1 protein-coding gene and 1 pseudogene are annotated in these 2,335 nt (G+C 78.4%); both read left to right on the forward strand.

The genetic code is table 11. The features are described from left to right. A pseudogene (locus E1193_RS32280) lies at positions 1-1,355 on the forward strand (hypothetical protein); the annotation flags it as partial. A gap of 47 nt (positions 1,356-1,402) precedes the next feature. Further along, positions 1,403-2,335 (forward strand): bifunctional adenosylcobinamide kinase/adenosylcobinamide-phosphate guanylyltransferase (locus tag E1193_RS31175; RefSeq protein WP_207922947.1); only part of this gene is annotated, 933 nt, incomplete at its 3' end.

The raw sequence follows: 2,335 nt of genomic DNA on the forward strand, positions 1-2,335 counted from the left end.
ACGCCCAGGACGCTCCGCCGCCGCTGCCCCACGACATCCCGCCACCGGTGGCCGCGGTGGTCGAACGCGCCCTGGCCAAGAACCCCGCCGACCGCTGGCCCAGCGCCGCCGCGATGGCCGACGCCGCGACGGACGCCCGGGACGCCACGGTGGCCGTGTTGCCGGTGCCGCCGCGCCCGCCGTGGGCGGTGGACGGCCCGGCCCTGCCGGCGGCAGCCATCCCGCCGGGGCCGCCGACGCCGGCCGATGCGGCTCCCGCAGGACCACCGACGCCGGCGGGAACCGCCAGCCCGTCCGGGCCGCCGATGCCCGCCGGCGCAGCGGCCGGCGGCCCGCCCGCCGTGACCGCCGACCGGTCCGCCGAGGCGGGCAGCCACGGAGACGGTCCGGGAAGCAGCCCCGGGGCGAACCCGGCGGACCAGAGCGTCGGCGGACCAGCCCAGGCCGCCGCCAGGCCGGGCGCCGGGCCGGGCGCCGGGCCGGGCGCCGGGCCGCCATGGCAGCAGAGCGGCGCCAACCTGCCGGTCCCGGGCATGCCCGGCAGCCCTCCGCCGATGCCGCCGGACCCCGGCGGGCCGTACCCGGCCGTGGTGGGTGGGCAGCAGGACACCCCGCCGTTCCCGTACGCCGTGCCCGGCACCGCCCCGACCCGGGAGGAACGGGCCGGCGGCGCGCGACGCCGGCGACTGGCCCTGGTCGGCGCGGCCGGCGCGGTGGTCGCCGTTCTCGTCGGCGCCGGCGCGGTGCTGGCGCTCCAGCCCGACGAGCGGGCGTCGGGCGGTCCGGACCTGACCGCCGAGTCGGCGGTGGTTACGGCAACCCCGCCCGCTCCGGCCGCCAGCGCCTCCCGTGGCGAACGGCCGAAGCCCGGTCCGAGCGCCACCGGTTCCCGGCCATCGGCGTCGGGTCCTGAGGCCACCGCGACCCGCACCCAGAGTCCGGCCGGAACGCCGCCGAGCACTGCCCCGACCACCGCCGCCCCGCGGCCGAGTACGACCACCAGCGCGCCGGCGGTGGCGAACCCGCACACGCCGACGGAGGTCTGCGGCAGCGGCTACAAGGTCATCGACTCGGCCACGCTCACCGCCGGCGGGGTCCGGCAGGGCCGCGTGTACCTGCTCTGGAACGGCAGCGCCCAGGCCAACTGCGTGGTCACCCTGAAGCAGGCCGCCGTCGGCGAGCCGACCAGGGTGTCGGCCTTCCTGGAGGTGAAGGGGAAGAAGCGCAGCACCGACAGCGGCTCCTTCAAGTACTACGCCGGCCCGGTCCGGGCCGGCGCCGGCGGGACGTGCGTGAAGTGGGGCGGGGCTGCTGGGGGCGCCAGCTACGGCAGCGGATTCGAGCACTGCGGTTGAGCCGGGCCGGCCGGCGGCCACGCTCCGGGCGGCTCTAAGGTACGGACATGTCCCTTGACGGGTGGAACACGGTCCTGGTGCTCGGCGGCATCCGCTCGGGCAAGTCGGAGTTCGCCGAGTCCCTGGTGGCTGACGCCCCCACCGTGCGGTACGTGGCGACGTCAGCCGCCGGTGACCCGGAGGACGCCGAGTGGACCGGCCGGCTGGCCGCGCACCGGGCGCGCCGCCCGGGAAGTTGGGCCACCGAGGAGACCGCGGACGAGCCGCGCCGGCTGGCCGACGTGCTCGCCTCCGCTGGGCCACACGAGACGCTGCTCGTGGACGACCTGGGCGGTTGGGTGACGGTGCTGCTCGACCCGGCGCACCAGCCCGCCGACGACGTGGCCACCGTCGCCGAGCTGGCCGCCGCGGTCCGGGACACCGTGGCACGGGTGGTGCTGGTCAGCCCGGAGGTGGGGTTGTCGCTGGTGCCGACCACCCCACTGGGCCGGGCGTTCACCGACGCCCTCGGCGCGGCGAACCGGGCCGTCGCCGACGCCTGCGACGCCGTGGCGCTGGTGGTGGCCGGCCAGCCGGTCTGGCTGAAGCCGGGTGCCGCGCCACGCGCGGCCGAGGTGCCCCCGCAGCAGACGCCGGCGGCGGCCGGCGCGATCGGGCCGGTGGCGGCCCCCGAGACGCCGCTGCCGGCGGTGCTCACCCCCGACACGTCCACCACCGCCGTGGACGAGGGCACCGCCGTCGACCAGGGCACCGCCGTGGACGAGGACACCGCCGTGGACCAGGGCACCGCCTGGGCCGCGCCGACCATGGCGCTGCCGATGGTCACCACCGGCCTGGTCATCCAGCCCGGCATGGAGCTGCCGATGCCCGACGAGGACGCCGCATCCCAGGCCGTCGACCGGCTCGGCACGCTGGACGTCCCGGGGGCCGGGTTCGGGACGCTGGAACGGCTGGTGTCCTTCGCCGCCGCCACCCAGGGC

The organism is Micromonospora sp. KC606, assembly GCF_004348675.1.
Lineage (GTDB): Bacteria > Actinomycetota > Actinomycetes > Mycobacteriales > Micromonosporaceae > Micromonospora.